Origin of the sequence: Ferrovibrio terrae, assembly GCF_943371255.1 — a bacterium.
GTDB lineage: Bacteria > Pseudomonadota > Alphaproteobacteria > Ferrovibrionales > Ferrovibrionaceae > Ferrovibrio > Ferrovibrio terrae_B.
The window spans coordinates 1-26467 of sequence record NZ_CALRUC010000032.1 but is presented as its reverse complement, the minus strand read 5'-3'; the positions used below and the strand labels follow the sequence as shown (position 1 = coordinate 26467).

Here is a 26467-nt window from a genome sequence, read left to right as displayed (position 1 = left end):
ATGAACCATGTTGCTGAGCCTGCGCGAGATGCCATGCTGTTGAGCCTGCGGGAAATGGATGTGTTTCGCCGTGTCATGGAACTGGGCAGCGTCACCGCGGCTGCCGCGGCGCTCAACATCACCCAGCCCGCCGTCAGCCGCCTGCTGCAGCATGCCGAACAGCGGCTCGGCTTCGCGCTGTTCGTGCGGCAGAAGAAACGCCTGCTGCCCACGGCAGAGGCGCATGCGCTGTTCCCTGAAACCATCGCGGCCTTTGCCGCCATCGACGCCGCCCAGCGTCTGGCCGGCGGATTGCGCACCGGGCAGTCGGGCACGCTGACGCTGGCGGCGATTCCCGCCTTGGCCAATGCCCTGCTGCCCAAAGCCGTGCAGCGCTTTCGCGCCGCGCGGCCCGATGTCTCTGTGGTGATCCAGGCGCTGACCGCGCATGAGATCGCCAACCGCGTGGCCGATTACCGCGCCGATCTCGGCGTCATCATCGGGCCGATTGCCAGTGCGGGCGTGATCGTCGGCGATCTCTGCGCGACCAAACTGGGCTGCGTGCTGCCGCGCCGGCATGCGCTGGCGAAAAAGGCCGTGCTGCATCCGGCCGATCTCACGGCTGCGCCGCTGATCTGCCTCAGCCGCCATCTGCCGCTCGGCAACCAGACCAGCCGGCTGTTCGCCGATGCCAATGTGCCGCTGCGCGTCGCGGTCGAGGTGACGCAATCGGCCACCGCGCTGGCGCTGGTGCGCGCCGGCGCCGGCATCGCCCTGCTGGATGGCTTCGCCTTCGGCGGTGTGCAGGGCAGCGATCTGGTGATCCGTCCGCTGAAGCCCGAAGCCGAAAGCGTGGCGCGCATCCTGCAGGCGCGCGACCGGCCGCTGTCGCGCCTGGCGCAGGAATTTCTCAAGACCCTGCAGCAGGTGGCCTCGGAAATGAATTTCACCGTGCCGGCGGCCGGGCGGCGGCGCAGCCGATAACGGACCCGAAGCCCAGGCTCAGTGGCGGTGCCGGTGGTGGATATCGGGGAAATGCGGATGGCGGTGGATCATCGGGGCGTGGCGGTGCAGATGCACATGCGGTTCCCCCGGCGGATCGGCCGGCGCATGGTCATGCTGGTGGTGGATATCATGGCTATGGGCGTGTTCATGGATGCGCTCTTTATGATGATGGTCATGTTCATGACGCTCGGCCAGATGCAGATACAGGCCGATGCCCATCAGCCCGGCGGCGATGCCTAACTGCGGCGTCATCGCATCGCCAAAGGCGAACACGGCCACGGCTGCCCCCATGAAAGGCGCCAGCGAGAAATACGCACCTGTGCGTGCCGCGCCCAGATGCCGCAGGCCATGGATGAACAGCACCAGGCTGATGCCATAGCCCACAAGCCCGATGGTCATCGCCTGGGCGATCCGCCATCCGTCCGGCAGGGCGCTGCCGACAGACAGGGCCAGCCCGACATTGACGATCCCGGCCACCAGCCCCTTGATCGTGGCGATCTGTACGGGATCGGCCGCGGACAGTTTGCGGGTCAGGTTGTTGTCGATGCCCCAGCACAGGCAGGCGGCGGCGATGGCCAGCGACCCGCGGTTCAGGCCGTCAATGCCGCCCTGCCACGACAGGATCATGGCCCCCAGCAGGATGGCTGCCGCGCCGATTCCGATCCGCAGATCGACATTCTCGCGATACACCAGCCATGCGATGCCCAGGGTCGCCAGCCCTTCCAGATTCAGCAGCAGGGCGGCCGAGGCAGCCGGGGTATAGGTCAGGCCCACCATCAGCAGCAGCGGCCCGGCCACGCCGCCAAACAGGACGATGGCGGCAAGCCAGCCGAGATCGCCACGGCGCAACGGCGCCTCGCCCGGCTGGCCGGCGCGGATCGCAGTGACAAGGCGCAGTGCCCCAAGACCGATCCCGACGCCAAGATAGAGCAGCCCGGCCATCAGCCATGGCGAAACCTCGCCCAGCAGTGCCTTGGCAAAAGGCGTGCTGCCGCCAAACAGCACGGCCGATCCCAGCGCGGCAGCAACACCAGTACGGGTTCGGGCGAAGATGCGCATGCGACGAGCCCCTGTGGCCGTCAGAGATACTTGGTGATGTCCTTGAACGCGCGGACAGCGCTTTGCCGTTGGCGTGGCGCGGCATCCGTCGCCTGCTCCAGGCAGTGATCGATGTGATCCTGAATCAGCGTCTTCTTGGCCTGGGCGATGGCCTTCTCCACGGCATGAAGCTGCTGCGCGATGTCGAGGCAGGAACGGCCGCCCTCGATCATCGCCGTGATGCTGCGCAGATGGCCCTCGGCGCGCTTCAGCCGCTTCGCGATGGCGGGATGGCTGCTGTGCAGATGTTGCTCGCTCATGCCCGATATGGTATCCCCCCGGGGAGGATATGACAAGCGAGAGAGCACAGTCTGTGACCGGTATGAAATCCTGGCGACTGATGGGCCTGATCGGGGCGCTGCTGGCAGCGCTATTCTGGGTCTCGCCCGTGTTCGCGCATGCCGTGGCAGAGGGTGACAAGGGCTATATTCAGGAGGTCACCGGCATCCACCTGCTGCCTTTCGCCTATCTGGGCGCCAAGCATATGGTCACCGGCTACGACCACATCCTGTTCCTGCTCGGCGTCATCTTCTTCCTGTACCGGATGAAGCATATCGCCCTCTATGTCAGCCTGTTCGCGCTGGGTCATTCCACCACGATGCTGCTGGGCGTGTATTTCTCCATCGGCATTGACAGCTACCTGATCGACGCGATCATCGGCCTGTCGGTCGTCTACAAGGCGCTGGACAATCTGGGCGCCTTCCAGCGCTGGTTCGGCTTTCAGCCGGATACCAGGCTGGCCACGCTGGTCTTCGGCTTTTTTCACGGCTTCGGTCTGGCGAGCAAGATCATCGATTACGAGATTTCACCCGATGGCCTGCTGCCGAACCTGATCGCCTTCAATATCGGCGTCGAGATCGGCCAGATTCTGGCGCTGGCCGCCATTCTGGTTGCCATGGGCTACTGGCGACGCACGCCAAGTTTCGTCCGCCATGCCTATACCGCGAATGTCGTGCTGATGACGGCCGGCTTCGTGCTGATCGGCTATCAGTTGACCGGCTATTTCATTTCCTGAGCCCGCAGAAGGACTCCCGCCATGTACAACACCGACCTGCCGACCCGCGCCGAATTGCCGACAACGCAGCAGCTGATCCGCTCCACCGTCATCGCCATCGTCGCGGCAGCGGCCATTCTGGTCACGCTTGTGCTGCCTGCCGAATACGGCATCGACCCGACCGGCATCGGCCGCGCGCTCGGCCTGGCGGAGATGGGCGAGATCAAGCAGCAGCTGGCGAAGGAAGCTGAGGAAGATCGCCGCCGCGATCAGGAAATTTTGCTGGATCGCAAGTCCGGCATCGGCACGCTGCTCGGGCGTCTGTTGATCTCCTCGGCCGTCGCGCAGACGGCGGCGGCTGTGCCCCGCAGCGACGAGATGACGATCACGCTGAAGCCGGGCCAGGGCGCGGAGATCAAGCTGGCGATGAAGCAGGGTGCTAAGGCCAGCTACAGCTGGACTGCGACCGGCGACGTGAATTACGACCTGCACGCCGACGGCGGCGGCAAGGAAACCAGTTACAAGAAAGGTCGCGGCACGGCCAGGGATGAAGGCAGTTTCACCGCCGCCTTCGATGGTCAGCATGGCTGGTTCTGGCGCAACCGCACCAACAAGGATGTCAGCGTCACCCTCCGCGCCACGGGCGACTACGCTGCCATGAAGCGGGTGATGTAGGGGGTATCCCGCGAGGGGGGCTTGAAATCCGAATTAATGTTCCTAAGTTGTTCTAATTTGACGGATTTTACTGGATTTCCGGCAAAACCCCGCGACTGCCAGCGAACCCGAACGAACCCCAACGAACCTGAACGAACCTGAACGAACCCGAACGAACCTCAACGAACCTCAACGGACCTCAACGAACCTGAACGAACCCGAACGAACCCGAACGGACCTCAACGGACCTCAACGAACCCAAACCGACCCGAACCGGCGGCCGGCCCTTGTTCCCGGCGGTGCGGGCGGTTACCCAAGGCGCATGACATTGTCTTCTGTAGTGATCGCGGTGGATGGCCCGGTGGCTGCCGGCAAGGGCACCCTGGCCCGGCGGCTGGCCGACAAATACGGCTATGCCTATCTCGATACCGGCTCGCTCTACCGCGCCGTCGGCGCCAAGGTGCGGCGCGCGGGCGGCGACCCGGCCGACCCGGATTTTTCTGCCAAGATGGCGGAATCGCTGGAGGAATCAGATCTGTCTGCGCCCGACCTGCGCTCGGAAGCGGTCGGCCTTGCCGCCTCGAAAGTGGCCGCCATTCCCGGTGTGCGCGCGGCGCTCCTGGACTACCAGCGCCGCTTTGCCGCCACCCCGCCCGGCGGCCGGCCCGGCGCGGTGCTGGACGGCCGCGATATCGGCACGGTGGTCTGCCCCGATGCGCCGGTGAAGCTGTTTGTCACCGCGCGCGACGAGGTGCGGGCCGAGCGGCGGTATAAGGAATTGATTGATAAGGGAGAAACCGTCACTTTCGAGCGCGTGCTGGCCGATCTGCGCCGGCGCGACGAGCAGGACAAGGCGCGCAGTGCCGCGCCGCTGCGGCCAGCAAGCGATGCCCACTTGCTGGATACCTCGGATTTGGCTATAGAAGCCGCCGTTGCTGCGGCTGTGGATATCGTCACGGCAACCCTGAAACCCTGACGCCGGTTTCAGGCCCATAAACCAACCCTCCGGTCGTTTGCGTCGCGCCGGATGCCTGCATGCCCCTCGGCCGCTGATGAATAGCGCCGGCAGGCCACCAACCCCGGGGTTCCTAGGAGACTATATGGCCAAGCGCCCTGCCGTTAAGGCTGCGGAAGAGTATTCCGCGGACAACGAGAATTTTGCCGCCCTGCTCGAAGAGTCCTTCACCTCGTCTTCCGCCATGGAAGGCTCGGTCGTCAAGGGCATCGTCGTGGCGATCGAGAATGACTTCGCCCTCATCGATGTGGGTCTGAAGTGCGAAGGCCGCGTGCCGGTCAAGGAATTTGCTGGTCCCGGCCGTGCGGCCGAGATCAAGGTCGGTGACGTTGTCGAGGTCTTCCTCGACCGCATCGAAAACGCGATGGGCGAAGCGGTCATCAGCCGCGACAAGGCCCGCCGCGAAGAAGCCTGGGAAAAGCTGGAGCAGAGCTTCACCGCCAACCAGCGCGTCGAAGGTGTGATCTTCGGTAAGGTCAAGGGCGGTTTCACCGTCGACCTGTCGGGTGCCGTCGCCTTCCTGCCGGGCAGCCAGGTGGACGTGCGTCCGGTGCGCGACATCGGTCCGCTCATGGGCCAGCCGACCGCCTTCCAGATCCTGAAGATGGACCGTCGCCGCGGCAACATCGTTGTCTCGCGTCGCGCCGTGCTCGAAGAGAGCCGCGCCGAAGCCCGCAGCGAACTGGTGTCCAACCTCAAGGAAGGCCAGATCCTCGACGGCGTGGTCAAGAACATCACCGATTACGGTGCGTTCGTTGATCTGGGCGGCGTCGACGGCCTGCTGCATGTCACCGACATCGCCTGGCGTCGCGTGAACCATCCCTCCGAAGTTCTGTCGATCGGCCAGACCGTCAAGGTTCAGGTCATCCGCGTGAACCCGGAAACCCAGCGCATCAGCCTCGGCATGAAGCAGCTGGAAGCCGATCCGTGGGAGGGCGTGAAGTCCAAGTATCCGGTCACCGCCCGCTTCATGGGTCGCGTCACCAACATCACCGACTACGGCGCCTTCGTGGAGCTGGAGCCGGGTGTGGAAGGTCTCGTCCACGTCTCCGAAATGAGCTGGACCAAGAAGAACGTCCATCCGGGCAAGATCGTTTCGACCTCGCAGGAAGTCGAAGTGATGGTGCTGGAAGTCGATCCGGCCAAGCGCCGCATCAGCCTGGGCCTGAAGCAGTGCATGTCGAATCCGTGGGATGCCTTCGCCGAGAAGCATCCGGTCGGTTCGAACATCGAAGGCGAGATCAAGAACATCACCGAATTCGGTCTGTTCATCGGTCTCGATGGCGGCGTCGACGGCATGGTCCATCTGTCGGATCTCGACTGGAACAAGCCGGGCGAGGCGGCCATCACCGAATACACCAAGGGCCAGGTGGTGCAGGCGCAGGTTCTCGACATCGACGTCGAGAAGGAGCGCATCAGCCTCGGCATCAAGCAGCTGGCGAACGATCCGTTCCAGTCGCTCGGTGACCTGAAGAAGGGCAGCGTCGTCACCTGCACGGTGACCGCGGTCGATCCGAAGGGCATCACCATCGCCGTCGGCGACGGTGTGCAGGGCTATATCCGCCGCACCGAGCTGAGCCGCGATCGCGACGAACAGCGCCCCGACCGCTTCTCGGTCGGCGACAAGCTGGACGCCAAGATCGTCACCATCGACGGCAAGGCGCGCAAGCTGACCCTGTCGGTCAAGGCGCTGGAAATGGAAGAAGACCGCAAGGCGATGGAACAGTTCGGTTCCACCGACTCGGGCGCGTCGCTCGGCGACATCCTGGGTGCCGCCATGCGCAAGAAGAAGGACGACGAGGCCGGCCAGTAAGCCGCGTCATCTTTCTGAATTATGACAGGCCCCGGCGGAGCGATTCGCCGGGGCTTTTTTTGTTGCCGTTTTCCAAGGCCTGTGTCCGAATATCGCCATGCTGCTGAGTCGTGTTTGGAGTCTTGTTGTGCTGGTGGCCGCGCTGCAGGCCGCCGCGTGTGTTGCGATGGCGCAGCCGATGCGCTGCCCGCAGCGCATCGCCTTCGTCGACAACGACCCCGCCACCCGCCGCCAGGCCGACGAGATGAAGGCGATCTACGCCCGCATCGGCTGTCCCGGCGTTGCTTTCGTCGGCCTGCCGGGCCGGCGCGGCGTGGTCGCCTTCAACAGCGGCGAGGTGCAGGGCGAGCTGATGCGCCTGCCCGGTGTCGAACCGGAATACACCCGCGCCTTCGTGCGGGTGCGCAGCCCGGTGGTGCATGTCGTCGGCCGGCTATGGGCCCGCGATGAAGCGCAGGCCGCGAGCGGCGCCTTCGGTTTCGTGCTCGGCGTGATCTGGCAGGAGCAGTATGGCCATGCCCATGGCGGCACCGGCTATCACGGCCAGACGGAATTGATGCGCGCCTATGCCACCGGCCTGATCGACCGCTTCCTGGCGGAAGACCCGGCGGTGGCGGCGGCGGTGAAGGATGGCCGGCTGCCGGCCCGGCCGGCCCATGCCGGGCCGCCGCTGGTCTCGACCTCGCTGCATCACTATCTGGGGGTGGAATATGCCGCCGCCGCCGCCGCCGTCGCCACCGAACTGGAACGGCAAGGCCTGGATGCCGCCGGCCCGGCGATCCAGTAGACGGAAGCGCTACCGTCGCTGCTCCGCCATGCTAGACTGCGTGCCAGTCGTAGCCGGAGGGGTGGTATGATTCGGCGTTTGAAATGGATGCTGCTGCTGGTCGCCGTGACGCTGGCGAGCAGTGCTGTCTGGGCGCAGGGCAAACAGGCGGCCGTGGTCGAGGATCTGACCGGCAAGGTCAGCGGCGTCGATGTCTTCGACTTCCTCAATGCGGGACAGACCATCACTCTGCCGGCCGGGGCCAAGCTGGTGCTGGGCTATATGCAGTCCTGCATGCGCGAAACCATCACCGGGGCCGGCAGTGTCGTTATCGGCGACACCGGCTCGAAGGTGACCGGTGCCAAGCTGCAGCAGGAACAGCTGAAATGCGCCGGTGCCAACCAGCTCGCGCTCGGCCAGGCCGGCAAGAGCGCCGCCATGGTGTTCCGTGGCCAGCCGGGCAGCGGCCGCAAGAAGGCCGAAGTGCCTGAGCCCTCTGCCGTGCTGATGTATACCGCGCCGGCCTTTGCCGTGGCGCAGCCGGGCCAGCTCACCATCGAGCGCCTCGATGTGGCCGAAACCGTGCAGGTGTTCCAGGTCAGCGGCAAGCTGTTCGATTACGGCAAGACCGGCAAGAAGCTGGATGCCGGCGGGTATTACCGCGTCGAGCTGAACGGCAAATCCACCGTGTTCCAGATTTCGCTGGATGCCGGCGAAGGTGCCGGCCCGCTGCTGCTGCGTCTGGTCCGCTTCTAGGCGGCCATGGCCCCGGCGAAACTCCGCGACCTCGCTGTTGTCGCCGTCATTGCTGCCGTCGCGGCGGTCGGGTTTGCGGGTGGTCCGGCCGCGGCATGGCTGCGTGGCCCCTCGCTCGATCTGCTGATGCCGCTGCGGCACTGGCTGCTGCCGGCGCCGGCACAGCCCAGCCATGTCGCCGTTGTCGCCATCGACGAAGAGACCTATCGCCGTCCGCCTTTCAATGAAACGCCGCAGGCGACCTGGCTGCCGCTGCTGGCGCCTGTGGTCAATGCCGTGGCGGGCGAGGCGGCGGTGGTTGGTTTTGATGTGGTCTACTCCACTTCGCTCGACACGATCCAGCGCGGCTTCGAGCGCGACTTCCTGATCGCCCTGCGCAATGCCGCACGCGCCGGCAGGCTGGTGCTCGGCAAGGTACAGCATTCAGCCTTTCCGATCCTGCCGCATGCGGCGCAGCAGGTCGCCGTCGGCGGTGCCGCCAATATCCGCCCGCTCAATGTGTTTGAAGACGATGATGGCGTGATCCGTCGCGTGCCGCTGGTCTTTGCCAATGCAGATGGCACAGGCGAGGCCGGCTTCGCCGCCGAACTGGCGCAGCGTGCCGCCGGCGGAACCGGCGCCGTGGCACAGCGGGATGCGGATGGCAACCTGCTGCTGAATTTCAACACTGCGGCGGGCGCGATCCCGACCTATTCGCTGGCCGATCTGCATGCCTGCGCCCAGGCTGGCAAGACAGAGTATTTCCAGCGGCATTTCGCCGGCCGTGTCGTGATCTTCGCCACCGTACTGGATGTGGAGGATCGTCGCCTGACCTCGCGGCGCCTGGTGCAGCAGGCCGATGGCGCGGCGGCACCATCACGCTGTGTGCACCCGGTCATGCCGCTGGCGGCGGTGGCACGCGACAGCACGCCCGGCGTCTATATCCACGCCACGGCCGTCGACAACATTCTGGACGGCACCGCCCTGCGCGACTGGCCCGCTGCGGGCAGTCTTGCCGCCGCACTGGCCTTTACCGTGTTGAGCGCACTGGCTGTCTTTTACCTGCCGCTTGTAGCCGGGCTGGCAGCATCCGGTGCCGTGGCGCTGGCGCTGGCACCGGGCGCTGCGCTGTTGCTGCAGGCGGGCGGTGTGGCGCCCTGGCTTGGTATCGCTGCGGCCATGGTAACTGCTGCGGCGGCGACCGTTGCCTACCGTTTTGCCGTCGCCGACCGTGACCGGCGGCTGATCGGCAAACTGTTTTCGCTTTACCTGCCGCCGGTGGTGATCGCGCGCATGGTGGCCGGCGGACGCATGCCGGTGCTGGGTGGCGAGGAGCGCGAGGTGACCGTGCTGTTCAGCGACATCGCCGGCTTCACGGCGATCTCGGAAGCCTGCGACCCGGCCACCCTGGTGCAGGGCCTGAACACCTATTTCAGCACCATGACCGCGATCATCGAAGACCATGGCGGTTTCGTCGACAAGTATATCGGCGATGCCATCGTGGCCGTATTCGGTGCGCCGGTCGATGACGGCCGGCATGCCGATCATGCCATCCGTGCCGCGCTGAAAATGCGCGATGCCCTGCACAGCGATCCGCAACGCTTTTCCGTCGCCGGCCATGTGATGCATACCCGCATCGGGCTGAATACCGGCCGTGTCCTGATCGGCAATATCGGCTCGCCGCGCCGCTTCAACTACACCGCCATGGGCGATGCGGTGAACCTGGCCTCGCGGCTGGAAGGCGCCAACAAGGCCTATGGCACCTCGATCCTGGTCAGCGACGCGACCATGTCGGCCGCAGGCGATGCGGCCATTGTCGCCCGCATGATCGACACGGTGCGCGTGGTCGGGCGGGCCCGGCCGGTGCGGCTGTTCGAGCCACTCGCCCGCCACGGCCGCGCCGACATCAAACAGCAGGCTGCGGCGGATGCCTTCACGCGCGCCCATGCGGCACTGGCATATGGCGATCGCAACGGTGCGCGCGCGGCGCTGCAGGGACTGGACGACGACACGGCGGCGGCGTTGTTCCTCAAGCGCATCGCGGCGCTGCCCGAGGATCCGGCCCAGTGGTCGGCGGTGCGCAGCCTGACCGAGAAGTAACGGCTCAGCCGCCGTCGCCCATCAGCGTGTAAGGCGCCCAGAAGATCGGATGGCTGTAGCTGAACAGCGACTTGCCATCTTCCTGATAGCCCGGCCCATCCAGCAGGGCGACCATGGCCTGGCGCAGGGCTTCGGCACGGCTGAGCCGGGCGTCGCTGGACTGGCGGTGGAACAGGTCGGTGACCAGGTCCCTGGCCGAGGCCGAATGCACCGACCAGTTGGTCAGCAGCAGGGCGCGGGTGCCGGCGTAGAAGAAGGCGCGGCCCAGGCCCGAAGCGGCCTCGGCGCCGGCGCCAGCGCCGGTGCCGGTGTTGCAGGCCGAGAGCACAACCCAGTCGGCATCCAGCTTGAGGCCGAGAATTTCGTCCATGGTCAGCAGGCCATCGCCATCGACATCGGCCACCAGCGGTGCGGTGAGTGCCAGCGCGGGCTGGGTCAGGCCGTTCAGCTCACCGGGGATCAGGCCGTGAGTGGCAAAGGCCACCACCTTGTAGCCGTCGAGTTTGCTCTGCTTGACCAGCTTCTCGTTGGCATTCTTGCCAAGGAAGAGGGATTTGCTCAGGTCGGCCCGCATGGCACCCGCCACCGAGCGCAGCTCGTCGGCGGTATCGGGCAGGCGGGGCAACTGGCCCAGTTCGGCACTGTCGATGCCCTCGATCTGCGGCGCGTTGCGGCGCTTCAGCTTGGCGCCGCGCACCGCCACCGGATCGGCCGAGGCGATGCGCTGCGGCGCCTCGCTGGCGGCCTCCGCGGCCTGCTCGGCATTGAAGAAGGGATCGCCGAAGCCGATGAAGGGTGCGCGGCTGGCGCTGCCGGCGGGCAGGCCGCGCAGGGTTTTCAGGGCAGCGGTCGACGGCAGCTGTGTCACCGCATGGGTGCGTGCCAGCCAGGGCACGGTCTTGTAGCCGTCGAACAGCGGCGCGGCCTTCATATCGACAGTCGCCGGCGCCGTGGGCAGCAGCGACAGCGGCAGCAGGCCGAGCGCGCCATTGGTGACCACGAACAGGCTCTTCGCCGATTTCCAGCCGGCTTCCACCGGCTGCAGCAGCGTCTGGTACATCTCGTGTGCGAGCACCAGGTCGAAGGCCGGAATGTCGCCCAGTGTTTCGGCCTGGGGCTCCAGCGCGCGGCGCAGGCGATTGACCTTTTGCTCGAGGGCGGCGGCCCCGACCGGACTGGCGGCAAAGGCTACCGGCCCCTCCTTGGGCACGACCCAGACGAAGCTGTTATCCTGAGCCAGGTAGAAGGACAGCAGCGCCTCGCCCGGACGCAGCGCGCCGCGTACATCGTCGGGCGACGGCGGGCGCGGATCGATCAGGCTGGCATATTCGGGGAACTGCTTTTCGATCTGCTGCCGTGTCTTGGCGCGGGCGTCGCGCAGTTTGTCGACCTGGGTGCGTAAGCTGAGAATCGCTTTGTCGTCACGCTGCCCGGGCGGCAGCGCCAGCAGGTTGCTCAGCAGGCCGAACTGCGCGGCGATTTGCTTTAGCACGTCCTGCTCGTCGCGGATCAGGGTGGCGAGTGCTGGATCGCGCACGGCGGCGCGTGCGGCCGAAGCCGAGAGCGCGCGCTGCACGCTGCGGCCACGGGCCACATCGGCCAGCCGGAAGCTTTCGGTGCCGGCATCAAGACCGGCGGCGGCAGGCGTGCCTTGCACCTTGGCCAGCAGCACGATGTAGTTTTCAACGATGGTCTGGATATAGAAATCGCGTGACGCCGAAGTGCTCTCCTCGGTATCGGCCTGGCGCGAGCTGGACAGGATCACCGGCAGTGCGGCCCGGAATGCGGCGACGGCTTCGGTATCCTGGCCGGCGGCGGCGAGCGCAACGCCGTGCAGACCGCGCACCATTGCCGTGTCGAAATGGCGTTCGCCAAGCCGGGCAGAGGCGGCTTCCAGTACCCGACCGGCTACTTCGACGGCGCGCGCGCCCTCGCCAGTGCGAGCGAGTGCGAGGATGCGGCCGTTGGAAATGCGGCTGCCGGCACGGCTGGCATCCTGATTATTCTGGACATTGGAAAAGACCTCTTCATACAGCTTGGCCGCCTCCTGCCAGCGGCGCTGCAGGATCAGGATATTGGCCAGCGATCGCTTGGAGTTGTTAATCTGACCCGCCGTTTCGTCGATGCCGAGATCGCGGAAAATCTCCAGCGCGGTGCGCGTCAGCTTTTCCGCTTCGGCATAGCGGCCCTGCTCCACGAGCACGGTCGACAGGCTGATAACCGCCTGGCCGGTCTGGCCGAAATACTTTCCGCCACGGCGCAACAGGCTGAGCAGGGCCTGGCGGATATCCACCTCGGCTTCGACGATGCGGCCCTGGGCCAGCTTGGTTTCGCCAAGACGCAGCAGGCTGACATCATTGCCGTTTTCCATGCCGCCGGCCGGCGGCTTTTCCGGCCAGTTCTTCATCTTCTCGATTGCATCGCGGGTATTGGCAATGCTGCTGGTGAAATGTGCTTCCGCCTCGGTGTAGCGGCCCCGCGCCAGGGCGATGGCGGCCTTGGACAGGTCGATATCAGCCTGCCAGCTGGTCAGGAACATGAAGGCATTTCCGCGTCCGCTGCTCAATTCGCGATGCACGCCTTCCGCATAGCCGACATATTTCTCGGCCTGTTCGAGCCGGCCGAGGTCGATGGAGGCCTGCACGGCAGAGCGGTAAGCGTTGATCACACGTCCACGCGCCCGTGACTTCTCGATCAGGTCGATCTGCCGGGTATAGATATCCAGCATTTCCTGAATATGGCCAAGATTGCGCAACATCGCGCCGACCAGCTGCATGATGCGGTAGCTGTCGTCGCCCACCTCATCGGCCAGCCTTGCCGCCAGCGTTGCATCGCGCAGGGCGCTTTCCGGGCGGCCCAGCTGCGCGGCGGCCTGCGCACGTTCGTAGAGGAAGCGGCTGCGCTGGCGGGCATCCAGGTTCGGCGGTTCCTGGATTTCGGCCTGGGCGATCAGGCGGGCGCGCCGGGCAGGATCGGGTTTTTCCTGATCCAGGATGGCGACGATGTCAGCAATGCTGCGCGGCGGCGCGGCCAATGCCGGCGTGGCGGTCTGCGCCACGGGCTGTGCGGCCAGCGGGACGACCGGCGCCGCCGTCCAGACCAGACCCAGCAAGAGTCCCGAAATGATTTTCTGCATGGCCATCTCCACCCTCAGCCATGACGGTAGCATATTCCTGCCACGAAAACCGTCAACGCAGCGTGGCGGCCGCGCTTTCATCGACTGCATGCGGAGGATGTATTTTTAGACCTTCGCGCCCGCCAGAGGGTCGAAATACAGCGCAACCTTCTTGGCCATCTGCGTATCGAGGCAGCGGTATTTCATCGCCACGAAACCGTCTTCGGTGTAGCGCACCACATCCCCTTCGGCATCAAAGGTGATCTGCAGCTTCGGATTCTTGATCTTGACGGTCAGCTTGAGCAGTTCGCCCTGCAGGAAGGTGCCGGTGATCGGGCCGAACAGCAGACCGATGGCGCTCCAGTTCTTCAGCGGAATGCGGTTGCCTTCCAGCACGACATGGTCTTCCGGGCCGCATTGGTTGCGGGTGGATTTGCGCTGGTCCTGGCCGATGCGCTGGATCAGCGGATCGAGAATGCCGAGGAACTGTTCGCGGCGGTGATCCGAAAGTCCGGCACTGATCAGTTTCTTGCGCAGCTCCTGGGCGATCTCGCTCTTTTCCTCGGTGGAATAGGCCGGATCGACGAATTCCTTTTCCAGGTCGCGATGCTCGAACAGGTAGGCGATGTATTTGAGCAGGATTTCCTTTGGGCCTTCGCCGATGCTTTCCTCAAACAGCTTGAGGCCCTGCATCAGCTTCGGCGCCGAGAAATGGCCGGGGATCAGGCGCGCCAGTTTTTCCGCCGTCACCAGGCGAACCATGCGTTTCTCGAACAGGTCGGCGGCGCCCAGCTCGATGGCAAACTCACGATCCTTGGTCAGCAGCGCATAAACTTCGCGGGTGGCGGGAAATTCCTCGGCCGGTTCTTCCGACAGCAGCGGCACCGAGGATATCAGCAGGCGACGCACCAGCTGGATCACCGCTTCGCGTAGCGACGGCATCGTCTGCTTGGCGGCAATCTTGTTGAGGGTTTGGGCGAAATCGGTGGCATAGGCGTCGTCGTCGATGGCGTAACGGCTGTCCAGCAGGGCCATCAGCTGGATGACGCGCAGCCGCGCATCGCGGAACTTGCCCAGCAGTTCCGGCACGGCGGTCTTGGCCTGCAGGATCTCGGCCAGCGCTTCATCCAGCACCGCCGCCGCCGGAGGCTCGATGGCAGAATCGAACAAGGCGACCACGCGACCGGCCTTTTCGGTCCAGGTCTTGGTCATGTTCAGATGATGCGCCAGCGCACAATAGGCGATGCGCGTGCCATAAAGCGGATCTGATGCCGTCAGCTGGCTCAGCAGCCGGTGGGTCAGTGGCGTATGCGGCAGTTTCTTCTCGAACGCCTCGACCTGGGTGATCGCCGCCGTGGTGATGGCGTAGATCTTTTTCATCTTGTCGCGCACGGCGGTGTTGGTCGCCTGGGCCTGGGCGACCGCCGCTTTCTGCACCAGCGCCGCGCAAAGATTCTCGGCACCGTTCAGCAATTTGGCATGCCCGCTGTGATGCAGCAGCTCCAGCGGCGTCAGGATATTTTCGTCAAGATAGTCGCGGCAGACGCGGCCGATCATCGACAGCGCACGGCGCTCCGACAACGCATGGGCGTCCTGGCACAGGACAACGCCGCTACCGACTTCCGTTATTCCCGATGGTGCACTGACATTCATTTCAGGCTGCTGCCGACCCCCAGTCGCAACCACTATGACAGCAGCCTGTGGAAAAGTGAATGCGCATGTCTTTGATTCTATTAGAGATCGTCCCGAATCGCCAGCGCAGTGAAACCCCAGATTGCCCGCGGGCCGCCTGCCGCTACGTTATGCCTTGCGCTTGGGCATGCGACCGCCGGGATTGGCCGGGGCGGCGGCCGTATCCCGGGCCCTGGCCAGCGGCGACAGCGGCCGTTCGCCGAATTTGCCCAGGGTGATGAGGCGGTCATACATCACGATGGCGCCGGCGACCCCGACATTGACGCAGAAACTGGTCGGAATCTTGATCACATGGTCGCAGCGCGCCACCAGCGCCGGGCTGAGCGAGCCCATCTCCGGACCCAGCACATAAGCGGCGCGCAACGGGTGGCGGAAACTCGGCAGCTCGATGGCCTCGTCCAGCAGCTCGATGCCGACCAGCTGGCAGCCGGTCGGCAGGCTCAGCTCGGCCGGCGAGTCATAGGTGTACCAGGGCAGGTTATGCGGCGTCTTGCTGGTGTCGGAGCGGGCGGCGTTCACCGAATAGGTGGCGGCAATGGTGAAGACGAAGCTGCCGCCAAAGGCATGCGCCGTGCGGAACAGGTTGCCGGCATTCATCGGCTTGCTCAGGCCCTCGACACCGATTCCGAAAAAGCCGCGCATCGCCAGTTCCATTCCTTACGTGTATAAGACCACCGGATTCTGGACAGGAGTATACCGCCATGGGCAAGCCTTTCGCTCCCCTGCCGGCGCCCGGTGCGCGGCCCTTTATCGTTGAAGTGAAGCGCGGCACGCAAGTGGAAAGCCGCCACCCGGTGATCGCCACCATCGTCGATGGCGATGGCAAGACACTGGCAGCCTGGGGCGATCCGCAGGCCTCGATCTTCCCGCGCTCGTCCAATAAGGCGATCCAGGCCCTGCCGCTGGTGGAAAGCGGCGCCGCCGATGCGTTTTCCTTAAGCCAGAGCGAACTGGCGATGGCCTGCGCCAGCCATGGCGGCGAATTGCGCCATACCGAAACCGCCGGCGCCTGGCTCGCCCGCATCGGGCTGAAGTCCGACGATCTGGAATGCGGCGCCCACTGGCCCTATCACGAGGAGACGGCGCGGCAGATCGCCCGTGACGGCAGGGCGCCGACGCCGCTGCACAACAACTGCTCGGGCAAGCATTGCGGCATGGTCTCGGTCGCCACCCATCTGCGTGAGGATATCCGCGGCTATGTGCTGCCCGACCATCCGGTGCAGCGTCGTGTCACCGCCGCCATTGAGGATGTCTGCGGCGTGAAGATCGCGCCCGAGCATTTCGCCACCGATGGCTGCTCGATGCCCACCATGGCGATCCCGTTGCACAATCTCGCCTGGGGTTTCGCCCGCTTCGTCACCGGCACCGGCCTCGCACCCGAACGTGCGCAGGCAGCCAAACGCCTTGCCGCGGCCGTGGCGGCCGAACCCTTCTTCGTCGCCGGCACCGGCCGCTTCTGCACCGCGGTGATGCAGGCCGGCAAGGGACGCTTCATTGCCAAGACCGGCGCCGAAGGCGTCTATACCGCGGCCTCGGCTGAGCTGGGCCTCGGCATCGCGCTGAAGGTTCTGGACGGTACGGCACGCGCGGCGCAGACCGCGCTGGGTGGCCTGCTCGAGCATCTGGAACTGTTGGATGTCAGCGGTCGGGAGCAGATCCGGCCGTTGGTGGAGCAGCCGCTGAACAACTGGCGCGGCATCAACGTCGGCAGTATCGGGCTGGAACCGCCGGCCTTCTGAGTTTTAGCGCAGAGCGGCGCCCAGCGCGGCGTCGGCGGCGACCGCCTGCCGCACATCGCGGCCGGCTTTGGGCGCGATCAGGCGGGCAATCGCCAGCAGCCAGGCCATGCGGCGGCGCAATTTGCGCAGGGCGTCATGCACCTCGGTGCTGGCGCTGCCCAGCATCGTCGCCGCCAGCACCGGCAGGCGTGGCGGTCCAGGGGCATTGTCGTAGCGCGTCAGGGAATACAGGAACAGCAGCAGGTCGCGCGCCTGACGCTCGGCCAGTGTCATGCCGGGCAGGTCATGGTCCTCGAAATCCAGCAGGCCGGGCGCGCCATCCTGCCAGCTGAAATTGCGGATCTGTGCGCCGCCATGCCACAGCCCGGCGGCATGCAGGCGGCTGAGCAGCGCGCCGGCGGCCGTGATCTGGCGCCAGCAGGCGTCGGGGTCGTTGCGGCGCAGGACATTCAGCTGCGTTTCCAGCGCATCGCCGGCATCGCCCAGCACCAGCCATTCGGCCGTGCAGCCCACCACGGGTGGCACCGGAAAGCCGGCCGCCCGCAAATGGTGCATCGCCGCGGCTTCGGCGGCCAGGCCGGCGGCCCCGCCGGGATTATGCGCCGGCCGCAGCAGCGGCAGGCCGGAGCAAAAAGCGATCACCTGCTGCAGCAGCACGGACGAGCGCAGGCGCGGCCGCGCCACGGTCTTGATCCACAGCCGCTGCCCGCCATAGCTGGCCGAGAACACCCGGTTCGGCGCGGTGCGCTGCAGGCTGCGGATCAGCTCGGCAAGGCCGGCATCCAGCGCCGGCAGGGCAGGCATCTGGTTCATATGCGCGGTTTCAGCCGGCCATCACGGCCATAGCCGGCGGCGCCGGTCTGGCGCTGGCGCAGCATCTGCCGCAGCATGTCCATCATCGCGGCGGCATGCAGCTGCTCGCCGGCGATCAGCTTGGCATTTTCCTGCAGGGCGGCTTCGCAATCGGCGGCCACCGCCATCCAGCGCTCGCGCTCCACTGCACTGGCCGTGCTGCGCTGCGGCTCCAGCGCGGCCATGCTCTGCTTCAGGGTTTCGAGATACGCGCTCTTGCTTGCGGTCAGTGCCTCAAAGCTGGCGCGCTCGCCCTTGCGCAGCGCCGCAGTCTCGGCGCGCACGATCTGGGCAAAGGTGGTTCCCAGGGCGATCAGCGCGGCCAGGCTGGTCGCTGCGCTGGCGGGCGGGAAGTCACCGGCGCTCATAGCAGCTCTCAGCTGCCCTGTGCCGCGGGCGGTTCGGCTTTTTGCAGCGCATTCAAGGTCTGCTCGATCACCTCGCGGCCGAGGTCGCGGGTGATGAAGACGATGCGGCTCTGGCGGCTGTCATCGGGCCATGCCGGAATCGTGGCCGGCGGATGGAACAGGTGCTGCACGCCATGAATCACCACCGGGCGGTCAACGCCGGTGACATTCACCAGGCCCTTTACGCGCAGCAGGTTGTCGCCGCGATAGGCCGCCAGCAGATCGAGCCAGGTGGCCAGCGTGTTCCACTCGAAGGGTTCGTCGAAGGTGAGGCAGAAGGACTGGATCGAGGCATCGTGGCGATTGACGTCCAGCTTGCCATCGGTGGTTTCGAAATGCTGGTGGCCGTGATCGTCATGGTGATGGTGGTCGCCATCGTCATGATGGTCGTGGTCATGCCCGTGGTCATGGTCGTGATGATGGTGGCCGGCGCCATAGGCTTCGGCACGCAGCCAGTTCTGAACGTCAAAGCTTTTGGTGGCCGGATCGTAGAGGCCGGCATTGAACAGCTGCTTCGGCGCGATATCGCCACCGATGGCAGTGAAGACCGGCGCGCCGGGATTAAGATGCTGCAGGCGATGGCGCAGCTGCTGCACGGCCTTGGGCTCGGCCAGATCGGTCTTGGTCAGTACCAGCCGGTCGGCCACGGCAGCCTGCTTCACGGCTTCGGTATGATGGTCCAGCGTGCCGCTGCCATTCACCGCATCCACCAGCGTGACCACGCTTTCCAGGCGGCAGCGCTCGGCCACCACCGGGTCGCTCATCAGGGTGTGCAGCACCGGTGCCGGGTCGGCCAGGCCCGTCGTCTCGATCACCACGCGCTTGAACGGCTTCACCTCGCCGGAATCGCGCTTGGCGGTCAGTTCCCGGAAGGTGTTCACCAGGTCGCCCCGCACGGTGCAGCACAGGCAGCCCGAGCTGAGCAGGATGGTGTCTTCCTTGCTGGAGGCAATCAGGGCGTGATCCAGGCCGATCTCGCCGAACTCATTGACGATCACCGCCGTGTCGCCCATGTCGGCATGGCGCAGCAGGCGGTTGAGCAGGGTGCTCTTGCCCGCCCCGAGAAAGCCGGTAATCACGGATACCGGAATGCGCTTGTCGATCTGTTCGGACATCTTACGCTCCTGATGAACAGGATATTTCGGTCAGCACCGGCACGAAGTCCAGTGCGATATTCCCGGGATCACCCTAAAGCGTCCAGTATTTCAGGCCGGCCGGCAGTTTGCGGTCGCGCCACATGCCCTTGAGGTCGGCGACCAGGCCGCCGGCCTTGACCAGCCTGCCCAGTTCGGCATCGGCGAATTGGCGATAGACCTCATGCGGCACGGCGCCCAGCACGGCATCGAAGCCGGACAGCTGGTCCAGCCGCGGCGCCAGCATCAGGCCATATTCGTGCTGTGCCTCATGCGGATCGGCCAGCGGATCGTGGATCGTCACACTATGGCCGAGCCGCTTCAGATGGCCGACCAGATCGGCCACCTTGGAGTTGCGCAGGTCAGGCACATCTTCCTTGAAGGTGAGGCCGAGCAGCAGCACGGTGCCCTTGGGGGCGATCCGCGCCGATACGGCCTCGGCCACATGGGCGCTCATGCCGTCGTTGATGGCGCGGCCCGACAGGATAATGCGGGCGTGATGGCCCAGTTCCTCGGCGCGATGCGCCAGGTAATAAGGGTCGACGCCGATGCAGTGACCACCGACCAGGCCGGGCTGGAACTTGAGGAAGTTCCATTTGGTGCCGGCGGCTTCCAGCACATCGTAGGTCGAGATGTTCATCTTGCCGAAGATCATCGCGATCTCGTTGATGAAGGCGATGTTGATGTCGCGCTGGGCGTTCTCGATCACCTTGGCGGCTTCGGCGGTCTTGATCGTCGGCGCCAGATGGATGCCGCCCGAGGTGATCTTGCCGTAGATGCCTGCCAGCGTGGCCGCCACGTCGGGCGTCTGGCCGGCCACCACCTTGGTGATCTTGTCGACCGTGTGCACCTTGTCGCCGGGATTGATGCGCTCGGGCGAATAGCCGAGGAAGAAATCCTTGCCGCAGGTCAGGCCCGACATCTGCTCCAGCAGCGGACCGCAGATCTCCTCGGTCACGCCGGGATAGACGGTGCTTTCGTAGACAACGATGGCGCCGGAGGCAGCCCTGGTCTTCAGTGCCTGGCCGACTGTGCGCGAAGCCGAGCGTACGGGGCCGAGATCGGGCACGTTCCTGTCGTCCACCGGTGTCGGCACGGTGACGATGTAAATCTGCTGGCCCGGCAGGTCGGCCGGGGCGGCACTCAGCTTCAGGCTGCTGCTGCGCAGGATCTCGGGTTCGATTTCCCGGGTGCGGTCCTCGCCACGGCCCAGTTCCTCGACGCGGCTTTTGTCGATATCGAAGCCCAGAACCGGAAAATGCCGGGCCAGCGCCACGGCCAGCGGCAGGCCGACATAACCGAGGCCGATGACGGCGATGGAGGGGGGCGAAACGGGCTTGGACACGGCAGGACTTTCACGAAAAAAGCGCTAAAGGGGGGGTACTCGCCCGGCCGGTTCCTGTCAATAAAGCCGGGCCGGAAAGCTGCTGGGGCGACCAAGCGCGGCATTAAGGAATTCAGCGGCTTGACCCGCCTTCCGCCAGCCGGTAGAGCCGCCTCATGGCCCGCCGGTTGCTCATCGTCGTCCAGGAAGCCCTGTTCTTCACCACCCACCGGCTGCCCGTCGGCCGGGCGATGCAGCGCCGTGGCTGGACCGTGCATGTCGCCGCCCCGGCCGATCCGGCCATTGCCGCCCGGCTGCAGGCGGAAGGCTTTGTCTTTCATCCGATCCCGCTGACCCGCAGCCGGCAGAACCCGCTGGCCGAGTTCAGGCTGCTGCTGGTACTGCTCGGCCTGTTCCTGCGCCTGCGGCCGCAGCTCGTGCATCTGGTTTCGATCAAGCCGGTGGTCTGGGGCGGGCTGGCCGCCCGGCTGGCTGTCCTGCCGGGCGTGGTGCATGCCATCACCGGGCTGGGTTATGTGTTCATCCAGAGCGAAGACCGCGCCGATGTGCAGACCGGCCTGCTGCGTCGCCTGATCGAGCGGCTCTATCGCCTGGCGCTGGGCTACGGCCGGAGCATCGCCATTTTCCAGAACCCGGACGATCTCGCGGTTTTCGAGGCGCGCCGCCTGGTGCGCCCGGATCGCTGGGTGATGATCAAGGGCTGCGGCGTCGACATGCAGGTGTTTGCCAACCACGCCGAGCCATCGGTCGATGCCGCCAACCCGCCTGTGGTGATGTTTCCAGCCCGCCTGCTGGGCGACAAGGGCGTGCGCGAATTCGTCGCGGCGGCTGAAATCCTGCGCGCGGAAGGTGCGGTCGCGCGCTTCGTGCTGGTCGGCCGCCGCGATCCGGACAACAAGACCGATATCGGCGCCGAACAGCTGCAGCGCTGGATCGACAGTGGCGTGGTGGAATACTGGGGCTTTGCCGATGACATGCCGGCGATGCTGCCGCGCGCCCATATCATTGTGCTGCCATCCTATCGCGAGGGTCTGCCGCGCGGTTTGATCGAGGCCGCGGCCATCGGCCGCGCCATCGTCACCACCGATGCACCGGGTTGCCGCGAAGTGGTGCGGCATGAGGAAAACGGCCTGCTGGTACCGGTCGGCGATGGCAAGGCGACGGCCGATGCGATCCGCCGTCTGCTCGAAGATGTGCCGCTGCGCCATCGCCTGGCGGCGCGCAGCCGCGCCATCGCGGTGGCGGAATTTTCGGTCGAGCAGTTCGTTGCCGCCAGCCTGGCGACCTATGATCGCGTCTTGCAGATGCGGGGAGAATCGCTGTGAGTGCGTTGCTGCAGGACTGGCTGATCGCCCTTGCCATTGCACTCGCCAGCGGGCTGCTGGTCTTCGTGCTGATGCGCCCGCTGATCGGCTGGCTGCAGCGCCGCGCCGTGCTGGATATTCCCAACGACCGCTCCAGCCATACCGATGCCACCCCGCGCGGCGGCGGTGTTGCCGTCACCGCCGGCATCCTGTTCGGCTGCATTGTCTGGTCGGTCTTTGACTTCAGCGATTTTTTCGTACTGGTTCTGCTCGGCATGGCGGCGCTGGCGCTGGTGTCCTGGCTCGACGACCGCCACGGCGGCTTGCCGGTCGGCCTGCGTTTCGGTGTGCAGATGCTGGCCGTCGGAGCGGTACTGGCACTGCTGCCCGATTTCGCCACGATCACCCAGGGTGCGGTGCCGCTCTGGCTCGAACGCGTGGTGCTGTTCCTCGCCTGGCTGTGGTTCACCAACCTGTTCAACTTCATGGATGGCATCAACGGCATCACCGGCGTCGAGATGGTGACGGTGGGTGCCGGCAGTGTGCTGGTTGCGGCCTGGCAGCATCCCGATCTGGCCAATGCACCGGGCCTGGTCGTGGCCATGGCCGCGCTGGGCTTCCTGCCGTGGAACTGGGGCAAAGCGAAGGTTTTCCTCGGCGATGTCGGCAGCGTGCCGGTCGGCTATCTGCTTGGACTGCTGCTCCTGCTGCTGGCGCTGTCTGGTGCCTGGGCGGCGGCGCTGATTCTGCCGATGTATTACTGGGTTGATGCAACTTACACATTGCTGCGCCGCGGCTTGCGCGGCGAAAAGGTCTGGCAGGCCCATCGCAGCCACTTCTACCAGCAGGGCGCGCGTAAATTCGGCAGCCATGCGGCAGTCGCCCTGCGGATCGCGGCACTCAATCTGCTTTTGGTCGGCCTGGCGCTGGCCAGCCTGCAGTCATGGCAGGCGGCCATCGCCGCCACCCTGGCCGCGGTTGCCGCCACGGCGGCCGTCTGCAGGCATTTCGCCGAATCGGCGTAGCGGCTAGGATGGCCGTGACCGATCATGACCGATAAGCCCAAGTTCATCAGCCCTCGCCACCTGAACCACCGCGTCCTGCTGGTGGCGGTGCATGACATTGTCATGGCGGCGATCTCGCTGCCGCTGGCGATCTGGCTGCGGTTCTGGATTGTCGATATCGACTGGTCGCCCGAGGAAGCCTGGCTGCCGACGCTGGTTTTTGCCGGCGTGGCCGGTGTGGTGTTCCAGTATACCGGGCTCTATCGCGGCATCTGGCATTTCGCCTCCCTGCGCGACATGCTGGCGATCCTGCGTGGCAGCCTGCTGTCGCTGCTGATCTTCGTGCCGCTGCTGTTCATTTTCACCCGTCTGGCGGATTACCCGCGCAGTGCGCTGGTGATGCAGGTCTTCATCCTCATGCTGCTGCTGGCCGGGCCGCGCATCCTGTATCGCAGCTGGAAGGAAGGCAGCCTGGCTGGCGTGCTGTGGCGCGGCGAAGACAGGCGTGTGCCGGTCGTGCTGATCGGTTCCAGCCTGGCCGCCGATACCTTCATCCGCGAGATGGAGCGCGGCAATGCCGCCTATCGCGTGGTTGGCATCATTGATGATTCCACCGGCCGCCATGGCCGCGACCTGCGCGGCATCCGCGTGCTCGGCCGTCTGGCCGATCTGTCGGCCATCATCACCGGCATGGACGAGATTGATCGGCCGCGCCGCATCATCGTGGCGGATGAGCGGGTCGATGGCCGCACCATCCGTGATCTGGTCGAGATCGCGGCACCGCTGGGCATCAGCGTCGCGCGCCTGCCCCGCATGACCGAGTTCCGCAAGGAAGGCGACGCGCCGCAGGTGCAGTCGGTCGATGTCGAGGATCTGCTCGGCCGGCCGCAGCGCGTGCTCGATCGCAGTGCCGTGCTGCGGCTGATCGCCGGCCGGCGCGTGCTGGTCACCGGCGCCGGCGGCACCATCGGGTCGGAACTGGTGCGCCAGGTCGCAGCCCTCGCTCCTGCCGCCATCGTGCTGTTCGAACAGAGCGAACATGCGCTCTACCAGATCGACATGGAGCTGTCGGAACGCTATCCGGCACTGCCGCGCGTCGCCGTGCTGGGCGATGTGCGCGATCCGGACTCGGTGGAATCGGCTTTTGCCGCGCAGCGTCCGGATATTGTTTTGCATGCAGCGGCCTACAAGCATGTGCCGCTGGTGGAGGCCAATGTCGGCGAGGGCCTGCTCACCAATGTGCGCGGTACCCAGATCGTGGCGCAGGCCTGCCAGCGCCATAACGTGGCCGTCATGGTGATGATCTCGACCGACAAGGCGGTGAATCCCACCAATGTGATGGGCGCGACCAAGCGGATCGCGGAGATGATCTGTCAGAGCCTCGATCTGGAGCGCAGCACCGGCCGCGGCAATGGCACGCAGTATGTGACGGTGCGGTTCGGCAATGTGCTCGGATCTTCCGGATCGGTGGTGCCGCTATTCCAGCGCCAGCTGGGCCAGGGCGGTCCGCTGACCGTGACGCATCCGGATGTGACGCGCTTCTTCATGACCACGCGTGAGGCGGTCGAACTGATCCTGCAGGCCGCCGCCATGCCGAGTGACAGGGTGCAGGCCGAGGGCAAGATTTTCGTGCTCGACATGGGCGAGCCGGTGCGCATCCAGGATCTGGCGCGACAGATGATCCGCCTTGCCGGCCTGCAGCCCGACAAGGATATCAAGATCGCCTTCACCGGCCTGCGCCCGGGCGAGAAGCTGTATGAGGAAGTGCTGCACAGCGCCGAAACCACGGTGTCGACGCCGCAGGACGGCATCATGCTGGCGGCGCCCCGCATCGTCGACCGCGCCGAACTGGACCGCACCATCGCCAGCCTGATTGGGCATGCGCAGCAGCGCGATACCGCGGCGCTGATCGCCGGCATCGCCGCGCTGGTGCCGGAATTCCAGCATGCGCCCAATGGCCAGGGCGCGGTGCCGGCTTCGGCGGCTTAGGCCTCAGCCGCGGGCGATCAGCTCCGCCTGTTTGACGATGCCTTCGGCCTGGCGGATCGAGGCGATGTCGATCAGCTTGCCGTCCAGCGCCACGGCGCCCTGGCCTTTGGCCTGGGCCTCCTTCATCGCTTCCAGAATCCGCTTGGCCTTGGCCACTTCCGCTTCCGGCGGCGTGTAGACCTCGTTGGCAACGGCAATCTGTGCCGGGTGGATCGCCCATTTGCCTTCGCAGCCGAGGATGGCGGCGCGATTGGCCTGCGCCCTGTAGCCATCGGCATCCGAGAAATCGCCGAACGGCCCGTCGATCGGGCGCAGGCCGTTGGCGCGCGCCGCCACCACCATGCGCGAGATGGCGTAATGCCACATGTCGCCCCAGAAATAGTCGCGCGGCTTGTCGCCATCCTTGTCGGTCAGCACGCCATAGAGCGCATTCGGGCCGCCGATGGATGTCGTGCGGGCGCGCGTGCTGGCGGCATAGTCGGCAACGCCGAAATGCAGGCTTTCCATGCGTGGGCTTGCAGCCGCAATTTCGTGAATATTCTGCATGCCCAGCGCGGTTTCGATGATCGCCTCGATACCGATACGCTTCTTGAAGCCTTTTGCCGTCTCGATCTGGGTCAGCAGCATGTCGACGGCATAGATATCGGCTGCGGTGCCCACTTTCGGCACCATCACCAGGTCGACCTTGTCGCCCGCGCCCTCGATCACCTCGACCACGTCGCGATACATGTAATGGGTATCCAGCCCGTTGATGCGCACCGACATCACCTTGCGGCCCCAGTCGATGTCATGCAGGGCCTGCACGATATTCTTGCGTGCCTGCGGCTTGTCATCGGGCGCCACGGCGTCTTCGAGATCGAGGAAGATCACATCGGCGGCGGATTTCGCCGCCTTCTCGAACAGCTTCACGCTGCTGCCGGGTACCGCCAGCTCGCAGCGGTTCAGCCGGGCAGGGGCGGGGGTGATCGTCTTGAAGCTCATGACGCTGGCTCTCCCTTGTTATGTTGCAACTGCTAACTGGCCGGGAGAGGCTTGGCAAGCCTGACGTTAGGTCAGGGAATTCCTTTGGAAAACCTAGGGCTTGGCCAGAGGGTGGTGCTGGCGCACCAGGGCCTGTTTCCGGGCTTCCAGCACATGGGTGTAGATCTGCGTGGTGCTGATATCGGCATGGCCCAACATCTTCTGCACCGCGCGCAGGTCGGCGCCATGGGCCAGCAGATGGCTGGCAAAGGCATGGCGCAGCACATGCGGCGAGACCTTGGACGGGCTGATCCCGGCCGCTGCCGCGAGGTCTTTCAGCAGCTGGCCGAAGCGCTGGCGCGTCAGGTGGCCGCTGTCGCCGCGCGAGGGAAACAGCCAGGGTGAGGTCTTGCCAGTCATGAAATCGCTGCGCCAGCCGGCATAATCCTCGATGGCGAGCCGGGCAGGTTCCGACAGCGGCACCAGCCGTTCCTTGTTGCCCTTGCCGCGCACCACCAGGAAGCGGGCGTCGTCGCCAAACGGCGGCCAGCGCAGACCGACCAGTTCGCTGACGCGCAGGCCGGTGGCATAGAGCACTTCCAGCAGCGCGGTGAGCCTTGCGGATTCGGCCGGATCGTCGCGCAGGGAGCGCGCGGCGTTCAGCAGTTGATCAACTTCATTCTCGCTCAAAAGCTTGGGCAGCGGCCGCGCGCGTTTCGGCGCATCCAGCAATGCTGCCGGATCGTCCTTGCGGATATTCTCCTGCAC

The 26467-nt window shown here is 65.6% G+C and carries 23 protein-coding genes; 12 read left to right on the top strand and 11 right to left on the bottom strand.

Annotated features, from left to right (window positions below):
* Positions 1-33 precede the first annotated feature (33 nt).
* Positions 34-963 (top strand): LysR substrate-binding domain-containing protein, encoded by a 930-nt coding sequence (locus tag AAG799_RS09255; protein WP_341895540.1) that lies wholly within the window; start codon positions 34-36, stop codon positions 961-963.
* An 18-nt stretch (positions 964-981) separates the two neighbouring features.
* On the opposite strand, the gene AAG799_RS09250 is transcribed toward AAG799_RS09255, so the two are convergent.
* Complete coding sequence (locus tag AAG799_RS09250) at positions 982-2043, bottom strand: EamA family transporter (RefSeq protein ID WP_341895539.1); 1062 nt, start codon at positions 2041-2043, stop codon at positions 982-984.
* A gap of 20 nt (positions 2044-2063) precedes the next feature.
* Positions 2064-2342, bottom strand: a complete 279-nt coding sequence (locus AAG799_RS09245) for a metal-sensing transcriptional repressor (protein ID WP_341895538.1) — start codon at positions 2340-2342, stop codon at positions 2064-2066.
* Between the two features lie 62 nt (positions 2343-2404).
* Between AAG799_RS09245 and AAG799_RS09240 the strand changes: the two genes are divergently transcribed.
* From AAG799_RS09240 to AAG799_RS09210, 7 genes are all read left to right on the top strand, one after another.
* Complete coding sequence (locus AAG799_RS09240) at positions 2405-3097, top strand: HupE/UreJ family protein (RefSeq protein WP_341895537.1); 693 nt, start codon at positions 2405-2407, stop codon at positions 3095-3097.
* A 21-nt stretch (positions 3098-3118) separates the two neighbouring features.
* Positions 3119-3751, top strand: a complete 633-nt coding sequence (locus tag AAG799_RS09235) for a transmembrane anchor protein (RefSeq protein ID WP_341895536.1) — start codon at positions 3119-3121, stop codon at positions 3749-3751.
* 301 nt (positions 3752-4052) lie between these two features.
* Positions 4053-4706: a d(CMP) kinase gene (locus tag AAG799_RS09230; RefSeq protein ID WP_341895535.1), complete on the top strand. Its 654-nt coding sequence runs from the start codon at positions 4053-4055 to the stop codon at positions 4704-4706.
* Positions 4707-4830: 124 nt separating this feature from the next.
* The gene (gene rpsA / locus AAG799_RS09225) at positions 4831-6558 is read left to right on the top strand and encodes a 30S ribosomal protein S1 (RefSeq protein WP_341895534.1); all 1728 of its coding nucleotides are present in this window, start codon (positions 4831-4833) and stop codon (positions 6556-6558) included.
* 97 nt (positions 6559-6655) lie between these two features.
* A complete protein-coding gene (locus AAG799_RS09220; protein ID WP_341895533.1) occupies positions 6656-7345 on the top strand; it encodes a hypothetical protein in 690 nt (229 codons plus the stop codon).
* A 66-nt stretch (positions 7346-7411) separates the two neighbouring features.
* Positions 7412-8080, top strand: coding sequence for a hypothetical protein (locus AAG799_RS09215; RefSeq protein ID WP_341895532.1), 669 nt, complete (start codon positions 7412-7414; stop codon positions 8078-8080).
* Positions 8081-8086: 6 nt separating this feature from the next.
* Positions 8087-10159: an adenylate/guanylate cyclase domain-containing protein gene (locus tag AAG799_RS09210; protein ID WP_341895531.1), complete on the top strand. Its 2073-nt coding sequence runs from the start codon at positions 8087-8089 to the stop codon at positions 10157-10159.
* Positions 10160-10163: 4 nt separating this feature from the next.
* Here AAG799_RS09210 and AAG799_RS09205 read toward each other — a convergent pair whose 3' ends face one another.
* The 3 genes from AAG799_RS09205 to AAG799_RS09195 all read right to left on the bottom strand — a co-directional run bounded on the left by AAG799_RS09205 (position 10164) and on the right by AAG799_RS09195 (position 15608).
* Positions 10164-13295 (bottom strand): CHAT domain-containing tetratricopeptide repeat protein, encoded by a 3132-nt coding sequence (locus AAG799_RS09205; protein WP_341895530.1) that lies wholly within the window; start codon positions 13293-13295, stop codon positions 10164-10166.
* 105 nt (positions 13296-13400) lie between these two features.
* Complete coding sequence (locus AAG799_RS09200; RefSeq protein ID WP_341895529.1) at positions 13401-14855, bottom strand: hypothetical protein; 1455 nt, start codon at positions 14853-14855, stop codon at positions 13401-13403.
* 219 nt (positions 14856-15074) lie between these two features.
* The gene (locus AAG799_RS09195; protein WP_341895528.1) at positions 15075-15608 is read right to left on the bottom strand and encodes an RNA methyltransferase; all 534 of its coding nucleotides are present in this window, start codon (positions 15606-15608) and stop codon (positions 15075-15077) included.
* A 59-nt stretch (positions 15609-15667) separates the two neighbouring features.
* Between AAG799_RS09195 and AAG799_RS09190 the strand changes: the two genes are divergently transcribed.
* On the top strand, positions 15668-16705 hold the full coding sequence (locus AAG799_RS09190; RefSeq protein WP_341895527.1) for an asparaginase: 1038 nt from the start codon (positions 15668-15670) through the stop codon (positions 16703-16705).
* Positions 16706-16708: 3 nt separating this feature from the next.
* On the opposite strand, the gene AAG799_RS09185 is transcribed toward AAG799_RS09190, so the two are convergent.
* The 4 genes from AAG799_RS09185 to AAG799_RS09170 form a co-directional block, all read right to left on the bottom strand.
* Complete coding sequence (locus tag AAG799_RS09185; protein WP_341895526.1) at positions 16709-17518, bottom strand: hypothetical protein; 810 nt, start codon at positions 17516-17518, stop codon at positions 16709-16711.
* A complete protein-coding gene (locus AAG799_RS09180; protein ID WP_341895525.1) occupies positions 17515-17925 on the bottom strand; it encodes a hypothetical protein in 411 nt (136 codons plus the stop codon). The genes AAG799_RS09185 and AAG799_RS09180 overlap by 4 nt, the downstream gene beginning before the upstream one ends.
* Before the next feature lie 8 nt (positions 17926-17933).
* On the bottom strand, positions 17934-19079 hold the full coding sequence (locus tag AAG799_RS09175; RefSeq protein ID WP_341895524.1) for a GTP-binding protein: 1146 nt from the start codon (positions 19077-19079) through the stop codon (positions 17934-17936).
* Between the two features lie 73 nt (positions 19080-19152).
* The gene (locus AAG799_RS09170; protein ID WP_341895523.1) at positions 19153-20442 is read right to left on the bottom strand and encodes a nucleotide sugar dehydrogenase; all 1290 of its coding nucleotides are present in this window, start codon (positions 20440-20442) and stop codon (positions 19153-19155) included.
* 155 nt (positions 20443-20597) lie between these two features.
* Here AAG799_RS09170 and AAG799_RS09165 point away from each other — a divergent pair, with 155 nt between their 5' ends.
* The 3 genes from AAG799_RS09165 to AAG799_RS09155 are packed head-to-tail and all read left to right on the top strand — an operon-like array spanning position 20598 to position 24739.
* The gene (locus AAG799_RS09165; protein WP_341895522.1) at positions 20598-21767 is read left to right on the top strand and encodes a glycosyltransferase family 4 protein; all 1170 of its coding nucleotides are present in this window, start codon (positions 20598-20600) and stop codon (positions 21765-21767) included.
* Positions 21764-22771 (top strand): glycosyltransferase family 4 protein, encoded by a 1008-nt coding sequence (locus AAG799_RS09160; RefSeq protein ID WP_341895521.1) that lies wholly within the window; start codon positions 21764-21766, stop codon positions 22769-22771. The genes AAG799_RS09165 and AAG799_RS09160 overlap by 4 nt, the downstream gene beginning before the upstream one ends.
* 24 nt (positions 22772-22795) lie before the next feature.
* Positions 22796-24739, top strand: a complete 1944-nt coding sequence (locus AAG799_RS09155) for a nucleoside-diphosphate sugar epimerase/dehydratase (protein WP_341895520.1) — start codon at positions 22796-22798, stop codon at positions 24737-24739.
* 3 nt (positions 24740-24742) lie between these two features.
* On the opposite strand, the gene AAG799_RS09150 is transcribed toward AAG799_RS09155, so the two are convergent.
* Positions 24743-25720, bottom strand: coding sequence for a CoA ester lyase (locus AAG799_RS09150; RefSeq protein WP_341895519.1), 978 nt, complete (start codon positions 25718-25720; stop codon positions 24743-24745).
* A gap of 93 nt (positions 25721-25813) precedes the next feature.
* On the bottom strand, positions 25814-26467 hold a 654-nt coding region (locus tag AAG799_RS09145), incomplete at its 5' end, for a tyrosine-type recombinase/integrase (protein WP_341895518.1).

Excerpts from the sequence above, each read along its gene's own strand:
- AAG799_RS09255 (WP_341895540.1), top strand. The coding sequence starts at position 34 with ATGCTGTTGAGCCTGCGGGAAATGGATGTGTTTCGCCGTGTCATGGAA.
- AAG799_RS09250 (WP_341895539.1), bottom strand. The coding sequence starts at position 2,043 with ATGCGCATCTTCGCCCGAACCCGTACTGGTGTTGCTGCCGCGCTGGGA.
- AAG799_RS09245 (WP_341895538.1), bottom strand. The coding sequence starts at position 2,342 with ATGAGCGAGCAACATCTGCACAGCAGCCATCCCGCCATCGCGAAGCGG.
- AAG799_RS09240 (WP_341895537.1), top strand. The coding sequence starts at position 2,405 with ATGAAATCCTGGCGACTGATGGGCCTGATCGGGGCGCTGCTGGCAGCG.
- AAG799_RS09235 (WP_341895536.1), top strand. The coding sequence starts at position 3,119 with ATGTACAACACCGACCTGCCGACCCGCGCCGAATTGCCGACAACGCAG.
- AAG799_RS09230 (WP_341895535.1), top strand. The coding sequence starts at position 4,053 with ATGACATTGTCTTCTGTAGTGATCGCGGTGGATGGCCCGGTGGCTGCC.
- rpsA (WP_341895534.1), top strand. The coding sequence starts at position 4,831 with ATGGCCAAGCGCCCTGCCGTTAAGGCTGCGGAAGAGTATTCCGCGGAC.
- AAG799_RS09220 (WP_341895533.1), top strand. The coding sequence starts at position 6,656 with ATGCTGCTGAGTCGTGTTTGGAGTCTTGTTGTGCTGGTGGCCGCGCTG.
- AAG799_RS09215 (WP_341895532.1), top strand. The coding sequence starts at position 7,412 with ATGATTCGGCGTTTGAAATGGATGCTGCTGCTGGTCGCCGTGACGCTG.
- AAG799_RS09210 (WP_341895531.1), top strand. The coding sequence starts at position 8,087 with ATGGCCCCGGCGAAACTCCGCGACCTCGCTGTTGTCGCCGTCATTGCT.
- AAG799_RS09205 (WP_341895530.1), bottom strand. The coding sequence starts at position 13,295 with ATGCAGAAAATCATTTCGGGACTCTTGCTGGGTCTGGTCTGGACGGCG.
- AAG799_RS09195 (WP_341895528.1), bottom strand. The coding sequence starts at position 15,608 with ATGCGCGGCTTTTTCGGAATCGGTGTCGAGGGCCTGAGCAAGCCGATG.
- AAG799_RS09190 (WP_341895527.1), top strand. The coding sequence starts at position 15,668 with ATGGGCAAGCCTTTCGCTCCCCTGCCGGCGCCCGGTGCGCGGCCCTTT.
- AAG799_RS09185 (WP_341895526.1), bottom strand. The coding sequence starts at position 17,518 with ATGAACCAGATGCCTGCCCTGCCGGCGCTGGATGCCGGCCTTGCCGAG.
- AAG799_RS09180 (WP_341895525.1), bottom strand. The coding sequence starts at position 17,925 with ATGAGCGCCGGTGACTTCCCGCCCGCCAGCGCAGCGACCAGCCTGGCC.
- AAG799_RS09175 (WP_341895524.1), bottom strand. The coding sequence starts at position 19,079 with ATGTCCGAACAGATCGACAAGCGCATTCCGGTATCCGTGATTACCGGC.
- AAG799_RS09165 (WP_341895522.1), top strand. The coding sequence starts at position 20,598 with ATGGCCCGCCGGTTGCTCATCGTCGTCCAGGAAGCCCTGTTCTTCACC.
- AAG799_RS09155 (WP_341895520.1), top strand. The coding sequence starts at position 22,796 with ATGACCGATAAGCCCAAGTTCATCAGCCCTCGCCACCTGAACCACCGC.
- AAG799_RS09150 (WP_341895519.1), bottom strand. The coding sequence starts at position 25,720 with ATGAGCTTCAAGACGATCACCCCCGCCCCTGCCCGGCTGAACCGCTGC.